Below are 17382 nucleotides of genomic sequence, written 5' to 3'. Positions count from 1 at the left end.
AACCTGGCTGCTGGCCGGCGCCGCCCTCGTCGCCGCCACCGGCATCGGCTTCACCGCCGCCAAGCTCACCACCCCCAAACCCCCACCCACCGCCGACGCACCCAAAGAACAGGGAGAGGCGGCAGGCGCGGCACATGCCGCCGACACCCTTGTGATGGGCCCGGAACGGATCACCGCCTCCGGCGTCCAGATCCAGACGGTATCGACCAGCGGTATCGCCGGCGAGATCGTGGCCCAGGCCACCGTCGAGGCCGAGCCGTCTGGCCAGGCGGCGCTGACCGCGCGCGCGGCGGGCTCCGTCGCGCGCATCAACAAGCGTCTCGGCGATCCCGTCCGCGCCGGGGAAACCCTGGCGCTCGTGGAAAGCCGGGAAGCGGCCCAGATCGCCGCCGAGCGCAGCGTCGCGGCGGCAAAGGCGGACCTGGCGCGCAAGGTGGCGGCCCGGGAACGGCGCCTCTTCGAGCAGAAGGTCAGCCCACGGCAGGACTATGAGACCGCGCAGGCCGAACTCGTCGCTGCCGAGGCCGAATCCCGGCGCGCAGCCACCGCTGCAGGCGCCGCCGACGTCTCGCGTGATGGTCGTTATGTGGCGGTCATCAGCCCCATCAACGGACGCATCACTGCGATGAACGCGAGCCTGGGGGCCTTTGTGCAGCCGGAGACCGAGCTCTTCCGGATCGCCGACCCGAGCCGGATCCAAGTCGAGGCCGCGGTGACGGCCATGGATGCGCGACGAATCCAACCGGGTGATCAGGCTGTGATCGAGACGACCAGCGGTGAGGCGCGCTCCGCTGTGGTCCGTTCGGTCACGCCGGGGGTCAACGAACAGACGCGGTCCGCGACCGTGGTGCTGACTCTTGCCGGTGGCGGCGGGGTGCTTCAGCCCGGCCAACTGGTGCGCGCCCGCATCGTCTCTCGGCAGTCGGCGACGACGGGAATCGTCGTGCCCGAAGAAGCTGTGCAGACGGTCGAGGGTCGCGACGCCGTCTTCGTTCGCACGGCCAAGGGCTTCCGCGTGCAGCCGGTGACGGTGGGCCAACGCACCGGCGGGCGTGTCGAGATCCTGCAGGGGCTGAAGAGCGGCGATTCTGTCGCCACCAAGAACGCCTTCCTGCTGAAGGCCGAACTCGGCAAGAGCGCCGAAGAAGAATGACCCTCCCCCTCACGTCTGGAGATATGCCGAAATGATCGGCCGCATCCTATCCATGTCGGTGAAGGGGCGTTGGTACGTCCTCGTCCTGACCCTGATCATCGCCGCGCTGGGCGCTTGGCAGCTGGCCAAGCTGCCGATCGACGCGGTGCCCGACATCACCAACAAGCAGGTGCAGATCAACTCGATCGCGCCGGCGCTCTCGCCGATCGAGATCGAGAAGCGTGTCACCTTCCCGATCGAGACGGCGCTCGCCGGGATCCCTGGCCTGGAGTCGACCCGATCGATCTCGCGCAACGGCTTCAGCCAGGTCTCGGCGGTCTTCAAGGAGAGCACCGACCTCTACTTCGCCCGCCAGCAGGTGGCTGAGCGGCTGACCCAGGCGCGGGACACCCTCCCGGCCGGCGTGCAGCCCCAGATCGGCCCGGTCACAACCGGCCTGGGCGAGGTCTACATGTACACTGTCGAGTTCGCCAATCCCGGCGGCAAGGGCGTGAAGGTCAAGGACGGCGCCCCGGGATGGCAATCCGACGGCTCCTACCTCACCGTCGAGGGCGAGCGGCTGAGCGACCCTGTAGCGCAGGCCGGCTATCTTCGGACGGTTCAGGACTGGATCATTCGGCCCCAGCTGCGCACCGTCAACGGCGTCGCCGGCATCGACTCGATCGGCGGCTATGAGAAGCAATACGTGGTCGAACCCGACCCCGCGAAGCTCGCCGCGTACGGCGTGTCCTACACGGAGCTCGCCAAAGCCCTCGAAGCCACCAACCTCTCCGTGGGCGCGAACTTCATCCAGAGGGCAGGCGAAGCCTATCTGGTGCGGGCGGACGCGCGCGTCCGCACCCTGGACGAGATCGCCAACGCGGTCATCGCGACCCGCCAGACCGTGCCAGTGACCGTCAAGGACGTGGCTACGGTTCGCGTCGGCGGGGATCTTCGGACGGGCGCGGCCACCAAGAACGGAAATGAAACCGTGGTCGGCACGGCGCTCATGCTGATCGGGGAGAACAGTCGGACCGTCGCCAAGGCGGTCGGCGAGAAGCTCACCGAGGTGAAGAAGTCGCTACCGCCGGGGATTGTGGTCAATGTGGGCCTCGACCGTTCGGTGCTGGTGAACGCCACCATCGGCACCGTCGAGCGAAACCTTACCGAGGGCGCGATCCTGGTCGCGGCCACCCTGTTCCTGCTGCTCGGCAACGTCCGCGCCGCCTTCATCGCCGTGCTGATCATACCATTCTCATTCCTGATGATGGCGATCGGGATGAACAGCTTGGGCGTGCCCGGCAACCTGATGAGCCTTGGCGCCCTGGACTTCGGCCTGATCGTCGATGGCACGGTGATCATCATCGAGAACTGTCTGCTACGCCTCGCCGAGCGACAGCACCACGAGAACCGGCTGCTGAACCTGAACGAGCGCCTCGAGACGGTCCTTCGCGCGTCCCAGGAGATGATCCGCCCCACGGTCTACGGGCAGGGCATCATCTTCCTGGTGTTCGCCCCGCTGCTGACCTTCACCGGGGTGGAGGGCAAGACCTTCTCGCCCATGGCCATCACCATCATGCTGGCGCTCGCGGCCGCGTTCATTCTCTCGCTCACTTTCGTGCCGGCCATGGTCGCCATCTTCATGCGCGGCAAGGTGGCCGAGAAGGAGGTGCGGATCATCCAGTGGCTGAAGGTTCGCTATGAACCCCTCCTGGCGCGCTCCCTCGCCAAGCCGTGGCCCTTCATCGGAGCCGGCCTGGCCGTCTTCCTGGTCAGCGGCATCGTCTTCACGACCTTGGGGCAGGAATTCATCCCAACCCTGGACGAGAAAAACATCGCCCTCGGCGCGCTGAAGATCCCTTCCACGTCGCTCGAGCAATCGAAGACCATGCAGCAACAGGTGGAGAAGGCGATTATCTCTCTGCCCGAGGTAGAGATGGTGTTCGCCAAGACCGGGACTGCCGAGGTGGCGACCGACCCGATGCCGCCGAACCAGTCCGACGGATTCGTGATCCTCAAGGCCAGCAAGGACTGGCCGAAGGGGGTCACGACCAAGGAACAGGTGGCCGAGCGGATCCTCAAGAAAGTCGAGCCGCTGCTCGGCAACAGCTACGAGATCACCCAGCCGATCCAGATGCGCTTCAACGAGCTCATCGCTGGGGTACGGGGCGACGTCGCCATCAAGCTCTACGGCGACGATCTCGACAAGATGAGCGCCGCAGCCGGCAAGATCGGCTTGGTGCTGCAGGGGATCCAAGGCGCCGAGGGCGTGCGCGTCGAGCAGACCGCCGGCGCTCCAACCCTGGACGTCCGGTTCGACCGCGCCGCCATCGCCCGCTTCGGCCTGACCGTCGAAGAGGTGGCCGACACCCTCGCCACCGCCCTCGGCGGTCGTGAGGCCGGCGCGGTGTTCGAAGGCGACCGCCGCTTCGACATCATCGTGCGTGTGCCCATGGCCCAGCGCGACGACCTGGACAGCCTGGGAGCCACACCGGTCATGCTACCATCGACCGACGGCGCGCCCAGCCAGTCGGTCCCCCTACGCCAATTGGTCGAGCTCCGGTTCACCGACGGGCTCAACCAGGTGAGCCGTGAGAACGGCAAGCGCCGCGTGGTCATCCAGGTGAACGTACGCGACCGCGACATCGGCTCCTTCGTCACCGAGGCCCGAAGCAAGGTCGAGGCCGTGGCCCTGCCGACCGGCTCTTACCTGCAGTGGGGCGGCCAGTACGAAAACCTCCAGGCCGCGACCAAGCGCCTCAGCATCGTGGTGCCGCTCTGCTTCCTCGCGATCTTCGTCATCCTCTTCATGGCGCTGGGTGGGGTGGCGCGCGCCGTCGCGGTGTTCGCCGCCATCCCCCTGGGGCTGGCCGGCGGGGTGTTCGCGCTCGCCCTGACCGGGATCACCTTCTCGATCTCGGCAGCGGTCGGCTTCATCGTGCTGGCTGGCGTGGCGGTGCTGAATGGCCTGGTGGTGATGTCGAGCATCCGGCAGCGTCTCGACGAGGGCGTCCCGGTCGCTAGGGCCATCTACGACGGCTCGGTCGAGCGGTTCCGGCCCGTTCTGATGACCGGGCTCGTTCCGGCCATCGGCTTCATCCCGATGGCGCTGGCCCACGGCACCGGCGCCGAGGTGCAGAAGCCGCTCGCCATGGTGGTGATCGGCGGCCTGATCACCGCCACGCTGGTGACGCTGCTCGTCCTTCCCGCCATCTCGCAGCTCATCCTCAGCCTCGGGCGCAAGCCCGCGGCCGAGGGTGACCGTCCGGCAGCTCTCCAACCCCAATCGAGTTGACCGGACCCGCCGGCGCGGCTCCCCCCAGGCCGCGCCGGCGCTCACCTTAGACGAGGGAGGACAGCATGCGCATTCCGCTACTGCCGATACGGCCCCTCCGCCTGGCTTGCGAGCGGGCGGGCACGGCGAACACGAGGCCCGGTCGAGGCAGTCTGGTCATCGCCGCGGCCTTGCTGTGGGCGCCGCTGCCCGCCTGGACGGCTCCCCGTGACGAGCAGCCGCTCGTTGTTGAGTCCGTCGCGCCCGGCGTTTGGCGCGCCGACGCGAGAGGCATGATCACTGAATTCCAGGCCACGTCCGGATCGCAGGGCGCTCTGTCGATACGTTTCGTCGGCCAGGGGGGAGAGGCCATCGCGCCGCCACCCGCGCGACAGGTCAGCCTGGCGTCGCCGGGTGGCCCCACCGTGTCGTTTGCGCCGTCCGCTGGTGGGTGGACGTCCGAGACCCGGGCTCGCGCCCCTCAGGATAGCGCGCTGCTGAGCATCATCGAACCCGATCACTGTCACGAGTTCCGGCTCAACGTCCACGCCCCGCCGTCCGATTCCAGCCAATCGAAGGGGAGAACGCGATGAAGGATCTGTCTCGCCGCGACGCCATATGGGCGCTTGTGATCGCCGGGCTCGCGCCGGCGCGGGCGCTCGCCGAGAGCCCGTTCACCGTCTACCGCACCGCAGGCTGCCAATGCTGTCAGGCGTGGGTCTCGCAGATGGAATCTGCGGGTTACCGACCCCGAACGGTCATCGTCGACGACCTGGCGGACGTCCGCCTCCGCTACAAGATCCCGGCCGACCTGGCTGCCTGCCACACCGCCGTGATCCACGGCTATGTCGTCGAAGGCCACGTGCCCGCCGAGGACGTTAAGGCTCTGCTGCGACAACGGCCCCAAGCCATCGGCATTGCGGTTCCCGGCATGCCCGCCGGCGCCCCGGGCATGGAGCAAGCCGACGGCAGCCGAGAAGCCTTCATAACCCTGTTGCTCCTGGATGGCGGCCGCAGGCGGATCTTCGCGCGTCACTGACCCATCATCTTCAGGAGAACCCGACATGCAGACACCTGGCCAAGCCGTCCTGCTTCGCATCTATACCGACGAGAACGCCCTGGTGGGCGACCGCTCCCTCATCGACGTGATCATCCGAAGAGCCCGTGACGCCCGTCTGGCCGGCGCCACCGTGCTGCGAGGTCGCAAAGGTTTTGGAGAGTCCGCGCGGCTGCACGAGCACCGCCCGTTCGACCTGAACGACAACCTGCCGGTCGTGATCGAGTTCGTCGACGAGGAGGCGCGACTGCGCGCCTTCCTCCCCGAACTCGATGACCTCAAGGACATCGGCCTGATCACCTTCGAGAAGGTCGAGGTGCTCCGCTATGGCGGTCATCACGTCGAGCCGCACGCGTGAGCCGGTAGGAGCATCGACATGGCCCAGGAGGAACTGCGGCTACAACTCGAGGCAGTTCTGGGAGGCGGGGCGGAGGCCTGCGAACGCTGCGTCGGCGTCCTGACGTCCGTCGCCCAAGGTCACCCAGCGGTGACGGAGGCGCGCGTCGAGGCCGATGGGGGCGGCGACCAGCTCTTGATCCGCTTCGACAGCGCGCGCGCGCCGGCTGGCCAGCTCCGCGCGTTCGTCGAAGACTCTGGCACGGTCATCGCGGAACGGTTCGGCCACTTCGTGTTCCGGATCGGGGGCGCGGTTCATCCCCGCACGGCTCGGCGCATCCGAGACCATCTCCGCGCCCAGGCCGGCGTGATCCAGGCGGATGTGCGGCCGGTCGGCCGCGCCTTCGTCGAGTTCGACCGTGAGAAGACCAACGAGAGCACGCTGCTGGAGTCCGTCCGCACCCTTGGCGTCGACCTTCCATCCTTTGCCGCGGAGGCGCTTCCCGCGAATGCCTTGGCCGGAACCGTCGACCAACCTCCGCCAGCGTCGCCCGCCCACGACACGGGCGCCGACGATCACGATCACGATCACGATCACGATCACGACGAGGATGCGCATGGGCACGCTCATGGCCAAGGTCGGGACAAGCATGACCACGCGCACGGGGGCATCTTCGGCGAACGCACCGAACTGATCTTCGCGCTGCTCGCGGGCCTAGCTCTCGCGGCGGGCTGGCTCCTCGAGCGTCGCGTCGCCGGTCTCGTGCCGCTGGCGTTCTTCATCGCGGCCTACGTCTTCGGCGGCTTCTTCACGGTCCGGGAGGCGGTTGAGAACCTCCGCCAGAGGCGGTTCGAGATCGACACCCTCATGCTGGTGGCGGCGGCCGGCGCAGCCAGCCTCGGCGCGTGGGCGGAGGGCGCCTTGCTGCTCTTCCTGTTCAGCCTCGGGCACGCGCTCGAACACTACGCCATGGGGCGCGCGCGGCGCGCGATCGAGGCCCTGGCGAAGCTCGCGCCGGAGCGGGCGACGGTTCGGCGCGGGACATCTACGGAAGAGGTCCCCGTCGAGGCCCTCGAGATCGATGACGTCGTCATCGTCCGGCCCAATGAGCGGCTGCCGGCGGACGGCGTGGTGATCGCCGGCGCCAGCAGCGTCAACCAGGCGCCGATCACGGGCGAGAGCGTGCCCGTCGACAAGGCGGCGGCTGCGGACGCCCGACTGGACTTCAACAAGGCCGGTCCGGAGCATCGGGTGTTCGCCGGCACCATCAACGGCGCCGGCGTGCTCGAGGTGCGCGTCGCCCGGCGTGCGACCGAGACGACTTTGGCCCGCGTGGTCAAGATGGTGGCAGAGGCCGAGACGCAACGCTCGCCGACCCAGAGGTTCACCGATCGCTTCCAACGCATCTTTGTCCCCGCGGTGCTCGGCCTCGTCGGCCTGTTGATGTTCGCCTGGGTAGTTCGCGATGAAGCCTTCAGCGTCAGCTTCTACCGGGCCATGGCCGTGCTGGTGGCGGCCAGCCCCTGTGCGCTGGCGATCTCCGTGCCGAGCGCGGTGCTCAGCGGCGTCGCACGCGCCGCGCGCGGCGGCGTGCTCGTGAAGGGCGGCGGACCGCTCGAGAACCTCGGAACGCTGACCGCCCTGGCCTTCGACAAGACGGGCACATTGACCGAGGGCAAGCCGCGCCTCACCGACGTCGATCCAGCCGACGGCGTGAGCGAGCAAGAATTGTTGGCCGTGGCAGTGGCTGTGGAGGCGCTCAGCGACCATCCGCTTGCCGCCGCCATCGCCCGCGACGGCGCCGGACGCCTGGGGGGTCGCCCGATGCCGGCGGCGACCGACGTTCGCAGCCTCACGGGCCAGGGGGTCCAGGCCCTCGTCGATGGTCTGCCGATCCTGATCGGCAAGCCCGCCATGTTCGACGCCGGCAAAGGGCCCCGACCCTCGGAAGCCGTCTGGAGCGACGCGCGACGACTCGAACGCAATGGCCGCACCGTAGTGATGGTGCGTCAGGGCGAACGCTATCTCGGTTGCCTCGGGCTGATGGACACGCCTCGCGCAGCGGCCCGTCAGGTCATCGAGCGCCTAAGAGCGCTTGGCATCGAGCGTATCCTCATGCTGTCGGGGGACAACCAGTCGGTCGCCGACGCGATCGCCCAGAGCCTGAAGCTCGACGAGGCCAAGGGCGGCCTGATGCCCGAGGACAAGGTCCGGGTGATCCGAGAGCTCAAGGCACAGGAGGGCCGCGTCGCCATGGTCGGCGATGGGGTCAACGATGCGCCGGCGCTGGCCAACGCCACGGTCGGCATCGCCATGGGCGCCGCCGGGTCCGACGTGGCGCTGGAGACCGCCGACGTGGCGCTGATGGCCGACGACCTCAATCACCTTCCCTTCGCCGTGGGGCTCAGCCGCCGAACCAGCCGGGTCATCAAGCAGAACCTGTGGGTGAGCCTGGGGGTGGTGGCCTTCCTGATCCCCGCGACGCTGTTCGGGCTGAAGATCGGCATAGCGGTGCTCTTCCACGAGGGCTCAACCGTCCTCGTCGTGGCCAACGCCCTGCGCCTGCTCACCTACAAGGATCGTGACGCGTGACGTCTCCCGGAACACTCATCAGACGGGCCGCGCACCTCGCGGCGACGCCCTCGCTCTCCCGCGTGGCGGTCATCGCCGCGATCGGCCTGGGCCTTGCCGGTGGCGCGGCCTTGGGCGGTCGCGCGGGGGCCGTGACTGCTCCCGTCTCGATCCCACAGCCTTCGGCAGCGCCGGCGAGTGCTACGCCCGCCGGCGTCGACCTCGACGAGGACGGTCGCGACGATCTGGCCTGGCCGCTGACGCTCGGCCAACGCGGCGAGGACGCCTACGGCTCTGGCGCGTTCGGCGCGTCCCGGGACGGTGGCCGCCGGCGGCACAATGGGCTGGATCTGGTGGCGCCGCCCGGCGCCCCGATCCGCGCGCCGATGTCGGGCGTCGTCACCCGGGTGGGGCAAGCGTACTCCGGCGACCCCGAGTTGCAGTTCGTCGAGATCACGAGCCCCACGACGCGGTATTCCGCCCGGGTGCTTTACGTCGGTCCCTCGCGCGCGCCGGGTGCGCAGGTCACCGCTGGGGAGATCATCGGCCGGGCCCAGGACCTCGGGCGTCGATACGCGTCCGGCATGACGAACCATGTCCATGTGGAGTTCTCCGACCGCCGCGGCGCCGTCTTGGACCCTTTGGCTGTGCTCCCGGCCGTCCCGCGGAGATCCAAAGCATGACGAATGGAGGAACATCGTGCGTCTAGTCTCAATGTTCGCAGTGGCGCTGGTCGCCCTGGCAGGGGCCGCAAACGCTGCGCCGGCTGAGCGCGTGGAGGTCGCCACCGAGCTGATTCAACTCGCTGGCTTCCGACTGGAGCCCCCCGGGGTCACACGCGACGGCGAAGCCCTTCGCTTCCGCGGCTTCTTGTGTCGGAAGTCCGTGGCGATGTCGCCTTCCCGGGTGCGCCTGGAACGCCTCTCCCCCGGTGGTCAGGTGCTGGGCGCCGCCACGGGGCGGGTTTCGGGGCTCTCAGGCCGCGGTCACCGCTGCACGGTCTACACGGTCACCGCCCCTTGGCGTCTGGAGCCTGGAGACCGGGTGCGGGCCTGCGCCCAACGCGGAGACGGGCCGTGCCCCGCCGGTGGCTGAGGGGCGGGGCTTGGCGCCGGCGGGGCCAGGGAAGGCTCGAGCGTCCAGGCGCGCGCGGCCGGCTTCTCACGCGGCTCGTCCTGATCGGCATGGCGCTGCTCCTCGCCGCCTACATCGCACCGCTCTTCCTGTGAATCCTCGACATCAACTAAGGCGCGTCCTGCGCGCTGAGCTGGAAGGAGCTGGGGACATGCTCGTGGCCCAAGCCGTCACAATAAGGCGTCGTCGCGCAAAGCATGGGACCGCCGCAAGGTGGCGCGCGGCGGTCGCCTGCGTCTTGGCGGTGCTGAGCGCCACCGCGGCGAGAGGCGAAACGCTCGCCGACGCGATCACCCGCGCTTATGAGAGCAACCCGACGCTGGCGGCCCAGCGCGCCCAGGTGAAGCTCGCCGACGAGGCCTATGTTCAGGCTCGCGCGGGGCTGCGACCGCAGGTCAACGCCTCGTCCACGGCCTCCTACAGTCGGACGTCCGTTAACGCCGGCCGCGGCACGTTCGTCGACACCAATGGCGATGGCATCCCTGACACTGCGGTCACGGGATCAGGCGTGACCGAACGGAACCTGGGCAATGCATCCGTTTCTCTCACCCAGCCGATCTACACCGGTGGACGCACGACCGCGTCCGTCACGGCGGCCGAGGCCGAAATCCTCGCCGCGCGCGAGGCGCTCCGGGAGAGTGAGGGCAACCTCGTGCTCAGCGTCGTCCAGGCTTATGTGGACGTCAGGCGGGATCAGCGGATCGTGGAGATCCGTCGCCAAGACGTGCAAACCCTCGGCCGTCGTCTCGAGGAAACCCAGGCTCGCTTCGACGTGGGCGAACTCACGGGCACGGATGTCGCGCAGGCCAAGGCAAGACTTGGAACGTCGAGGGCGCAACTCGCCGCCGCGGAGGGACAACTGGACGTCAGCACCGCCGCTTATGCCGCAGTCGTGGGCGACGAGCCTGGGGATCTTGCGCCGCGGCCGAATCTGGACCCATTGCTCCCCGCAACCATAGCTCAGGCGTACGAAACGGCGGACCAGCAGAGTCCGCGGATCGGGGGCGCCGAACTCACCGAGCGGGGGAGCCGCGCCCGCGTCGCGCTCGCCAAGGCGCAACGTCGGCCGACCGTGAGCCTTAGGACAGGCTATGGCTACTCCGGTCAGATCGACCCCTTCGTTGCAGATCGCTTTGCCCGCAACCTCTCGGCGTCCGTTGTGACGACCCTTCCGCTCTATTCCGGCGGGATACTTTCGTCGCAGGTGGAACAGGCCGTGCAGCGCAACAACATCGATCGGCTGCGTTTGGAGACCACGGAACGTCAGGTCCGCCAGGCGGTGGCGCAGGCATGGAGTCAGCTGCGGACCGCACGGGCGGCGATCGCCGCCAACGAGGAGGTGGTGAAGGCCGCCCGGTTTGCTCTTGAGGGCGTACGCCTGGAGTTCGAACTGGGGCTGCGCACCACATTGGACGTGCTCAACGCGGAACAGGAACTGCGGACCGCGGAACTCGCCTTGGTCACCTCACGCCGCGACGCCTATGTCGCGAGCGCGGCGCTCCTGAATGCGCAGGGGCGGCTGGAGGCTCGTGCGCTGGCCCCGCAGTTGGCCCTCTACGATCCTGCCCTCTCATTCCGGCGCCGCGCGGCGCCGGGCGTCTGGGCGCCGATCGATCATCTCACCCAGAGCCTGGATCGCATCGGGGCCCCGCGCGGCGCGGCCCCCGTGGACCTGCCGGATCCGGCCAGGGGCCAGACCGGAGCGGCTTCCCCGAAAAGCCGTGAGTAGACTGACCGGCCTCGGCCCCAGCCAGCGACCCGCCACGAGTGCGGACTCGCAGGTCGGCTCTCGGCTGCGCGCCCGGCGTCGGCGGGCTGGCCTGAGCCGCCAAGAGCTGGCTGATGCGCTCGGCACGAACGTACGACAACTGCGAGACTACGAAGACGGAACCGTTCGTGTGAGCGCCGCGATGCTGGCTCGCGCCGCAACAGTGCTCGGTTCCACCGTTCTCGAGTTCTTCGGCGATGTTGGGATGGTGGGGCATGGGGCCGGAACGGACGAGCATACGCCTCGGCATAGACCCCCACTCCCCCTCAGCGGAGGCCCTGGCCGCGCATGACGGTCTGTAACCTCTGCGCGCCCCAACGGCACGCCCCTCGTTGCGCTCGGCCTTGGCCTTGGACTCGAAAGGCGTTCTTGCGTCGCCGCGGGTCCTATTGCGCGGCCTTAGGCTTCTCGGATGCCGGCTTGGGCTGCGGTCGTGAGTTCGTGACGGAGAGCGGTCTCAGTGCGGAGATCTCGGCGGCGCCCGCGCGACTTTCGATGTGGAATTCGACGAGGTCCCCAGCCTCAACGCCTTCGAGAAGGTGGGGAGATCCGACAGGAAGCGTCACGCGCATCGCAGGCCAGTCTGAGCCCGGCGAGGGATCGTGATCGATCGTGATCGTCCGCGCCGTCCGATCGACCGCGGTGACGTGCCCCACGCCCTTGGCGCGCGCCGGGATCGCTGACAGTGACGCGCCCTCCAGCGCTCGCCCGTGCTCCGGAGATGCAAGCTGGCGGCGGTGCGCCGCCATGGCCTCAGGGGTGCGTCGTACAACCTGCCTGTCGCATGATGCCAGGAAAGTGCCTGCCAGGAGGAAGAACAGCGGCAGGTTTCTCCTCACGGGCCAGGCCTTCATTCGTCGAAACATTCCAAGAAGCCCTAAGCGGCAGGGGGCCCCGCCGTTCCTGCGGGCAGGAATGGATTGTACGACTGTTTTCGCCGTCCTTCGAAGGGTTCTCCGCTACGTTGGAGGGGATTGCGTGCGGTTGTCGAGGTCCCGGGGATCGACGGTTTTCATCTCCGTGCCAGATGGCTGGGGCGGGGTTGCCGTCGTCGCCGATCCGAACAGGGGCGCGGGGCGGTCGAGAGGTGCGTACTTCCCGCATCCGGACAGCCACATGGCGATCAGGGCTGGGACAAAGAGTGGTGCGAGCCGTGGCATGCTGTCTCCTTGGCCGACCAAGGGATCGAAGTGTTGATGCCGGGCCACCTGCAGTCTCGGCGCACAGGGCGCCGTTGCAAGAGAAGTCTCCGGGAAGATTGGCGCGGCCATTATGCAATTTCGCACAAGCGCGGAACCTCCGATGCGCTCGACCGGTCCCAATGACGACGACGAAGGTGAACCGTTTCCATCCACCCCGTTCGGGCCTATAGAGTCGCCCATGGCGTCGACGGCGACATCTCGCCGGTCCAGCCGGCGCGCTCCGATGCGGCGGCGCTTCGGGCGACGCAGGATGACGGTCGGGTTCACCACTTTGGTGGCCGGGTTGATGATCCTGTTTGGCGCAGTTGCTCCATCGGCTGCTCACACGGTCCTGGAACCCACGCGGGAGACCGTCGTCGCGGTCGCGGATGGAGGGGTGAAGGACAGAGGCCAAACCTCTGACCGAGGCGGCGCTATCCTCGGCTGCTCGGGCCACTGCGCGATGCACGCCTGGAGTCTACCCGCGGAGCCGGGCGTCACACTCGCCGCAAGTTCTGCGGCGGACACCTGGCCCGGCTATGAGATCCCCGGTGCGGTTGTGCGCCGTCCGACGTCCCTGGAACGCCCCCCTCGATTCTGACTTGAGCCCGCTTCGGCCTATCCGGGCCGGTCGATCTTCGTCAGACAAACTGGGGATTAACGCCACCATGGCCTCCATTCTGCGTACCACCACATTCCAGCGACGCTTGGCGATCGCCAGCCTTGCTGCCGCGGCTTTCGCCATCAGCGGCTGCACCACCATCACCAGCCACTCCGGCTACCAAGCCATCGACACCAATCCGACCGACCTTGCGGTCGGAACCGATACGAAATCGACGGTGCGCACAAAGCTGGGCTCGCCATCCGTCACCTCGACCTTCGATCCGAACGTCTGGTTCTACATTTCGCAGGTCAAGGCGAGGGCCGCGTTCCGGCGGCCACAAGTCATTAAGCGCGACATCGTCGCGCTCGGCTTCGACAAGGAAACCGAGGTGCTGAAGACGCTCGACACCCTATCCTTGAAGGATGGCAAGGTGATCGCGTTCAACGGCCGCGAGACCCCCACGCGCGGGCGGGAGATGACCGTCCTCGAACAGCTCCTGGGCAGTGTCGGCCGCGGTACGATGCTCCCTCGGGACGACACCGGGGTGCCCGGGAGCCGGCCCGGCGACCGGCGGCGCTGAGCTTGAATCGAGGGCGCCACCGGGATTGTCGTGCAGCCCCCTCACCCTTGCGGGGCGGGCTGCGGCGGTTCATGAAGAGCCTAACAATGAGAGGATCCGGCAGTGAGTGACGGTCCACACCGGGAAGGTCCGCGCCCCGCGTGGGACAGCCGGCCGCGCGCGACCTGGCGCACCCTCGCCGGACTCGCGCTGGGCTTTGCCCTCCTGGCGGCAAGCGTCTACGGAGTCTTTGAATTCAGAGAGGCGAGCGCCCACCGCCGCTGGCAGGGTGAGTTCGTCGTCGTATCTCCGCACAGCTGACCGAGCTCTCACCGCCGCACCAAGCACTCCAACCCCGGCAGTGCGCCGGCCTCTCGGGCGAAGCGACGACGGTCACGCCCCGCTCAGACCACCTGGGACCAATCCTAAGGACAACCTGGGGCAACGCGGGCGCGGACTCCAGTAGGGAACCTGCTGCGCGCCCTGCCGACGGCGAAGACCACCGCGACAGCGCCTATCGCGCCGCCCGGACCCGACAGGGGCCGTCACGACCGGATTCACATCTGGGAAGGGTGCCGTGGCATATAGATGGAGGAACGCGCGGGGCCTAGCGGCCTAGCCGTGACGCAGCAGGTGTGTATCGACGACGTTCGTTCGCTAAGACGCCGCAGAGTGGTATATCAGCGCTCCCCCGCGTCAACCCGTGTTGGAGGGCTCAGATGACCATGGGCGACAGCTTCCCGCAGGTTCTCTTGGTGGAAGACGAGCTTCTAATTCGCGATCTTCTTCAGGGCGCGCTCGAAGATGCCGGCTTCGAGGTGGCTTACACCGACGCGGGCGATGCGGCGATCGGAGTCCTGCAGCGTCGGCCCGGCGAACTGGCAGGCGTCGTGACCGACATCAATCTGAGCAGTCGGACGACCGGCTGGGACGTCGCCCGCGCGGCGCGGCGCGCGGACCCGCGCGTTGCCGTGGTCTACATGAGCGGGGCCAGCGCGCATGAGTGGGCAACGGAAGGCGTGCCAGGCAGCGCGATCCTCACGAAGCCCTTCGCCCCGGCGCAGCTGGTCGTGGCGCTCGCCACTCAACTCAACAACGTGGGATCGAGCGCCGGAGAGGCGTAGACGCTGGCCAGCATCGCCTTCGCGCCCAGCGGCCGCGCTTCTGGCCCGAGCGAAAAGGTCGATGGTCAGGATCAGGCACGTGGAATTGATCGGCACACGCACAGCCGGGGCTCTGCGAAATCCATCATGCGCCGCGCCGACGCCCTCGCCGGGCTTCTGCTTCCAGATCGCGAACCATTCTGTCGAGCGCAGGCTGAAGGATCCGCCGCAGGGCGACGGGCCGAAGAAGGGTGACGATACCGGTGATCCTCGCGGTATGGCGCACTTCGGTGACGCCGGCGCGAGGCGTGAGTTCGAACGAAATCTGCACGCCGAATAAGGCGGACATCCCGCAGCGCCACGAAATCCGGCGAGGCGCCTCCTGAGCTTGGATATGGCCTGGAAAGCTCCAGGTGCGCACGGGGCGCCCTGGTGTCCCAACGCGTATGCGGTAGACGAGCGCTCCGGCCTCAGCGGCGTCCTCGACGACAACCGCCGCCCCCGTCCATCTCGGGTAGCCTCGGAAATCGATCACTGCCCGCCACACGGCGCCAATAGGGGCGTGGACGACCCGCTCCGCCGAGAGGCTCAGCATGAGGTAACCCGCCCCGCCGCGCCGAAGCCGGCACGATGCCTTGAGCCGCTGGGTTCACACGACATGCTAGCGCTTCCTGCAATGCAAGCCGACATGGCGCCACTTGTCGGCTTGGGAATCAAGCCGAGGCAGGAGAAAGCAGCGCTTATCCTCGCAGAGAACGGCCAAGGAATGTACTGGCGGGCTCCAGCCGACGTAGGAAGACACGGTCTGATCTCGGACCCTCAATGGGCGCGAGGTCAGATCGCGCCATGTGGGCCTCAGCGGCGAGGAAGCTGCTGGGCCGAACATGGTTAACGCTTCAGTCACGCCGGCATGTCAGAAGATGATCCGTCGCGCCGCCTCAAACCCCCACGCGCAGCCGGCGGCGCCGACACAGGATGACTCCGTGCACAATGCAACATGGAGGCGCGACAGGAGAGGGCGTTCGGCGGCCGTGGCGGCCCTGGTCGTCGGTGCGCTCCTTGCAGCTCCGCCAGCGAGCGCGGCGACGTCCCGCATAAAGGACATCGTACATGTCGAAGGCGTTCGCGAGAACGTGCTGGTCGGCTACGGACTCGTGGTGGGCTTGGCTGGCACTGGCGATGCGCTGCGGAATGCGCCTTTCACACAGCAAAGCCTGGAGGCGATGCTGGAGCGGCTCGGCGTTAATACGCGCGACGCTCGCCTGAACACCAAGAATGTCGCCGCCGTTATGGTGACGGCCAAGCTGCCGCCCTTCGCAGCGGCCGGCTCGCAGGTGGATGCAACGGTCTCCGCCATGGGATCGGCGAAGAGCCTCCTGGGCGGAACCCTCCTGGTCACGCCGCTCCTGGGGGCGGACGGTCAAACCTATGCCGTCGCGCAGGGGTCCGTTCAGACTGGATCCGTCTCCGCGAGCGGCGCATCCGGTTCTTCGGTGACCAAAGGGGTACCCACGTCTGGTCGCATCGCCAGCGGCGCCATCGTCGAGCGCGAGACCGGCTTTCAGTTCAACGCCATGCGGCAGCTGCGCCTCAACCTGCGAAATCCAGATTTCACCACGGCGGTGCGCGTGGCGGAGGTCATCAACCGCCGCTTCCCCGACGCTGCACGGGCCCAGAGCCCGACGATCGTTCAACTCTCGGTGCCGGCGACGGCGACCGCATCAGGGTTCATCACCGCCGTGGAAACCCTGGCGGTGGAGACCGATACGCCGGCGCGCGTCGTCATCGACGAGGTGGCGGGCGTGATCGTGATGGGCTCCGATGTTCGGATTTCGACGGTGGCGATCAGCCAGGGCAACCTCACGATCTCCGTCCGGGAGACGCCAGCCGTCAGCCAGCCTTCGCCATTCGGCAAAGGCGAAACCGTGGTGACGCCGCAGTCCAGCGTCCAGGTGGATGAAGAAAGGGGGAGGGGACTGGTCCGACTTCCGACAGGCGCCTCGCTGGGCAGTTTGGTGAGCGGACTGAACGCGCTCGGCGTCACGCCGCGGGACATGATCTCCATACTTCAAGCCATCAAGGCGGCCGGCGCGCTGCAGGCTGAGATCGAGGTGTTGTAAGCTCGGCCGGCCACATCTAGCGTCCTCGGGTGCTGTCCTGACCGTCCGCGGCCGAAGGCGAGGCGGGAGACCCTTCAGATGGCCCCTGCGGCTGTTCGCCCCTTGCGTTTGCGGCCGACCCAAGCTCTAAGGGCGCCGTGATCGCCAAGGTCCTCCCATTGCGTGTCCAGCAAGGCCCGGCGCGAAGCCGCGGCTTCGCGTGGCTGCACATCGTGCTGGCGGTCGTTCTGCTCTTCGCGGCCATGCACCCCCAGACCCATGCCTGGGGAGCTGCCGCCCCGCTCGGCGCGGCCGCCGACACCGGAGTCGAGGCGTCCTTCACCCTGCCGACCGATTTCGCGCCCGATGACGCCCCGCAGCCGACCGAAGGCGGCTCGGCCTGCGCGGGAAGCTGCAAGGTAGAACTGGCGGCCCCGGCCCACTTCGTCGCGCCGGCCTATATCCCCGTGGTTCGTGCGGGTTGGCCTGTGCTGGATGATCAGTGGGCGCAGGTGACGCGTCCGTCGCGGCTGGAGCGGCCACCCCGAGCCTGATGCGGACCT

At 68.0% G+C, this 17382-nt stretch carries 16 protein-coding genes; 13 read left to right on the top strand and 3 right to left on the bottom strand.

From position 1 onward, the window contains the following. Positions 1-7: 7 nt before the first annotated feature. From ABS78_RS23025 to ABS78_RS23010, 4 genes are all read left to right on the top strand, one after another. Positions 8-1153 carry an efflux RND transporter periplasmic adaptor subunit gene (locus ABS78_RS23025; RefSeq protein ID WP_293385300.1) on the top strand — a complete coding sequence of 382 codons (1146 nt, stop codon included), beginning with the start codon at positions 8-10 and terminating at the stop codon, positions 1151-1153. Positions 1154-1184: 31 nt separating this feature from the next. Further along, the gene (locus tag ABS78_RS23020; protein ID WP_293385297.1) at positions 1185-4427 is read left to right on the top strand and encodes a CusA/CzcA family heavy metal efflux RND transporter; all 3243 of its coding nucleotides are present in this window, start codon (positions 1185-1187) and stop codon (positions 4425-4427) included. 568 nt (positions 4428-4995) lie between these two features. Then, entirely contained in the window at positions 4996-5445 is a 450-nt protein-coding gene (locus tag ABS78_RS23015; RefSeq protein WP_293385294.1) for a DUF411 domain-containing protein, read from the top strand. A gap of 25 nt (positions 5446-5470) precedes the next feature. Beyond that, entirely contained in the window at positions 5471-5821 is a 351-nt protein-coding gene (locus ABS78_RS23010) for a DUF190 domain-containing protein (RefSeq protein WP_293385291.1), read from the top strand. Positions 5822-5860: 39 nt separating this feature from the next. On the opposite strand, the gene ABS78_RS23005 is transcribed toward ABS78_RS23010, so the two are convergent. Beyond that, a complete protein-coding gene (locus tag ABS78_RS23005; protein WP_293385288.1) occupies positions 5861-6118 on the bottom strand; it encodes a hypothetical protein in 258 nt (85 codons plus the stop codon). Positions 6119-6181: 63 nt separating this feature from the next. Here ABS78_RS23005 and ABS78_RS23000 point away from each other — a divergent pair, with 63 nt between their 5' ends. The 5 genes from ABS78_RS23000 (at position 6182) to ABS78_RS23990 (ending at position 11565) form a co-directional block, all read left to right on the top strand. After that, complete coding sequence (locus ABS78_RS23000) at positions 6182-8392, top strand: heavy metal translocating P-type ATPase (RefSeq protein WP_293385285.1); 2211 nt, start codon at positions 6182-6184, stop codon at positions 8390-8392. Between the two features lie 62 nt (positions 8393-8454). Then, on the top strand, positions 8455-9054 hold the full coding sequence (locus ABS78_RS22995) for a peptidoglycan DD-metalloendopeptidase family protein (RefSeq protein ID WP_293385282.1): 600 nt from the start codon (positions 8455-8457) through the stop codon (positions 9052-9054). A gap of 393 nt (positions 9055-9447) precedes the next feature. Then, positions 9448-9600 carry a hypothetical protein gene (locus ABS78_RS22990; protein WP_293385279.1) on the top strand — a complete coding sequence of 51 codons (153 nt, stop codon included), beginning with the start codon at positions 9448-9450 and terminating at the stop codon, positions 9598-9600. A 56-nt stretch (positions 9601-9656) separates the two neighbouring features. Then, positions 9657-11234 carry a TolC family outer membrane protein gene (locus ABS78_RS22985; RefSeq protein WP_293385276.1) on the top strand — a complete coding sequence of 526 codons (1578 nt, stop codon included), beginning with the start codon at positions 9657-9659 and terminating at the stop codon, positions 11232-11234. Next, on the top strand, positions 11227-11565 hold the full coding sequence (locus ABS78_RS23990) for a helix-turn-helix transcriptional regulator (RefSeq protein ID WP_363083859.1): 339 nt from the start codon (positions 11227-11229) through the stop codon (positions 11563-11565). Before ABS78_RS22985 ends, ABS78_RS23990 begins: the two co-directional genes overlap by 8 nt. Before the next feature lie 94 nt (positions 11566-11659). Here ABS78_RS23990 and ABS78_RS22980 read toward each other — a convergent pair whose 3' ends face one another. After that, positions 11660-12127, bottom strand: a complete 468-nt coding sequence (locus ABS78_RS22980; protein WP_293385273.1) for a copper-binding protein — start codon at positions 12125-12127, stop codon at positions 11660-11662. 995 nt (positions 12128-13122) lie between these two features. Between ABS78_RS22980 and bamE the strand changes: the two genes are divergently transcribed. After that, the gene (gene bamE / locus ABS78_RS22975; protein ID WP_293385270.1) at positions 13123-13638 is read left to right on the top strand and encodes an outer membrane protein assembly factor BamE; all 516 of its coding nucleotides are present in this window, start codon (positions 13123-13125) and stop codon (positions 13636-13638) included. Between the two features lie 698 nt (positions 13639-14336). Beyond that, on the top strand, positions 14337-14741 hold the full coding sequence (locus tag ABS78_RS22970) for a response regulator (RefSeq protein WP_293385267.1): 405 nt from the start codon (positions 14337-14339) through the stop codon (positions 14739-14741). 124 nt (positions 14742-14865) lie between these two features. Here ABS78_RS22970 and ABS78_RS23985 read toward each other — a convergent pair whose 3' ends face one another. Then, a complete protein-coding gene (locus ABS78_RS23985; protein WP_363083856.1) occupies positions 14866-15315 on the bottom strand; it encodes an SRPBCC family protein in 450 nt (149 codons plus the stop codon). A gap of 436 nt (positions 15316-15751) precedes the next feature. On the opposite strand from ABS78_RS23985, the gene ABS78_RS22960 reads away from it, so the two are divergent. Both ABS78_RS22960 and ABS78_RS22955 read left to right on the top strand, forming a co-directional pair. Beyond that, the gene (locus ABS78_RS22960) at positions 15752-16840 is read left to right on the top strand and encodes a flagellar basal body P-ring protein FlgI (RefSeq protein ID WP_293385261.1); all 1089 of its coding nucleotides are present in this window, start codon (positions 15752-15754) and stop codon (positions 16838-16840) included. Between the two features lie 137 nt (positions 16841-16977). Then, positions 16978-17373 carry a hypothetical protein gene (locus tag ABS78_RS22955; protein WP_293385258.1) on the top strand — a complete coding sequence of 132 codons (396 nt, stop codon included), beginning with the start codon at positions 16978-16980 and terminating at the stop codon, positions 17371-17373. Positions 17374-17382: the final 9 nt, after the last annotated feature.

The organism is Phenylobacterium sp. SCN 70-31 (genome assembly GCF_001724605.1).
GTDB lineage: Bacteria > Pseudomonadota > Alphaproteobacteria > Caulobacterales > Caulobacteraceae > Phenylobacterium.
This window is presented reverse-complemented; position numbering and strand designations above follow the sequence as displayed.

What these genes read in the sequence shown, in the direction of transcription:
- ABS78_RS23020 (WP_293385297.1), top strand. Translation starts at nt 1,185, where the DNA reads ATGATCGGCCGCATCCTATCCATGTCGGTGAAGGGGCGTTGGTACGTC.
- ABS78_RS23015 (WP_293385294.1), top strand. Translation starts at nt 4,996, where the DNA reads ATGAAGGATCTGTCTCGCCGCGACGCCATATGGGCGCTTGTGATCGCC.
- ABS78_RS23010 (WP_293385291.1), top strand. Translation starts at nt 5,471, where the DNA reads ATGCAGACACCTGGCCAAGCCGTCCTGCTTCGCATCTATACCGACGAG.
- ABS78_RS23005 (WP_293385288.1), bottom strand. Translation starts at nt 6,118, where the DNA reads ATGAACCGCGCCCCCGATCCGGAACACGAAGTGGCCGAACCGTTCCGC.
- ABS78_RS22985 (WP_293385276.1), top strand. Translation starts at nt 9,657, where the DNA reads ATGCTCGTGGCCCAAGCCGTCACAATAAGGCGTCGTCGCGCAAAGCAT.
- ABS78_RS22980 (WP_293385273.1), bottom strand. Translation starts at nt 12,127, where the DNA reads ATGAAGGCCTGGCCCGTGAGGAGAAACCTGCCGCTGTTCTTCCTCCTG.
- bamE (WP_293385270.1), top strand. Translation starts at nt 13,123, where the DNA reads ATGGCCTCCATTCTGCGTACCACCACATTCCAGCGACGCTTGGCGATC.
- ABS78_RS22970 (WP_293385267.1), top strand. Translation starts at nt 14,337, where the DNA reads ATGACCATGGGCGACAGCTTCCCGCAGGTTCTCTTGGTGGAAGACGAG.
- ABS78_RS23985 (WP_363083856.1), bottom strand. Translation starts at nt 15,315, where the DNA reads ATGCTGAGCCTCTCGGCGGAGCGGGTCGTCCACGCCCCTATTGGCGCC.